Origin of the sequence: Pseudoalteromonas sp. Angola-7 (assembly GCF_028599255.1) — a bacterium.
Taxonomy (GTDB): Bacteria; Pseudomonadota; Gammaproteobacteria; order Enterobacterales; family Alteromonadaceae; genus Pseudoalteromonas; species Pseudoalteromonas atlantica.
Genome location: NZ_JAQREL010000031.1, coordinates 1 through 1,116 on the forward strand (window position 1 = coordinate 1; position 1,116 = coordinate 1,116).

A 1,116-nucleotide genomic window follows, 5' to 3' on the forward strand; every position below is an offset into this window, starting at 1 on the left:
CTATGTTTATTCATGTTAGCCTCTGCTGTTTAGTTAATTGACAAACTAATTATGGCTCTGGCTTTGAATTAAGCTAACCCACGAAAAGCGGAGGCTAACACCGTGTGGGAGTCATTATGTCTATGTGCTAATGAAGAAAAACATAGGTTCCAGCATCAATTAACCCTTTGAAAAGGAACTTTGAAGAGGAAAATGTTCATGAAAAAACATACAGCTTTTGGCAAAGTACTCTTGGTTTATTGTGGTCTATTTTTCATATTTCTAATTGTTCATGGACTACTAACGGGGGAAGTTTCGCCTAAAGGAGGCGAAGATTACAGTCTCGAAACTAGTCCTAATATGTTTTATTTCATAATCGGCGTATACTCCGTTTTAACTGGGGCGTGTATTTTTGAGCTAGTGAGAAATAGAGTTGGGTTTAAATAGATACGCACATAACAAACGCATCAAAACTGACTCCGCAAGCAGGCCGGTTTTTTGCAAAATACACGGCGCAAAAAAGCGTCCAACTTGCTTCGCTGTTTATGCGAATCGTTAGTGAGCAGGAGGCTTAACATGAATATTTCGTATATTTTAATAACTTTATCGAGTTTAGTTGGTTTGTTGGTCGCCAAGTATATGAGGCACAAATTATCAATTTTTGTTGCAGGTGCAGTGCCTTGGTTGGGCCTATTAGGTTCACTGTTATATACAGAGTATTTTGTGCCTTACCAAGGTGGTGGTGCTTCTATGTGGCCGGTCGCACAACTTTTCGGCGGAACTGCCGCTGCAGTAATAGGCGTTGTAGTGTTTTTCGTGGCTCGTAAGTTCATCTGGCCAATTAAAGATGCTCACTAACAAGTTGCCTAAGTTCGCCGCAAAAAGCGCTGCAGGGACAAATGCTCGCTGGCTTAGCCAATGCGCTCGCATTTGCCTCTTGGCTAAGCGTTAAGAAAGAAATAAATTAGACACCCATCTTAAATTTTGCTCTTTTTAAAATTGAAGACTATGTTTTAATCAGTGTAAAAAACGAGCTGGGTGTCTTATGGCAATTGCAAGAAAGCGACAAGTAAGTTTGGTTGATACAAAATACTACCATTGTATTTCACGGTGTGTTCGTCGTGCTTTTTTATGTGG

General features: G+C 40.1%; 1 protein-coding gene and 1 pseudogene. Both read left to right on the plus strand.

Translation table 11 applies throughout. The features are described from left to right. Positions 1-555 precede the first annotated feature (555 nt). Positions 556-837, plus strand: coding sequence for a hypothetical protein (locus PSH50_RS20925; RefSeq protein WP_273587228.1), 282 nt, complete (start codon positions 556-558; stop codon positions 835-837). Between the two features lie 187 nt (positions 838-1,024). Next, a pseudogene (locus PSH50_RS20930) lies at positions 1,025-1,116 on the plus strand (Mobile element protein); the annotation flags it as partial.

Coding starts and splice junctions, on each gene's coding strand:
- PSH50_RS20925 (WP_273587228.1), top strand. CDS start 556: ATGAATATTTCGTATATTTTAATAACTTTATCGAGTTTAGTTGGTTTG.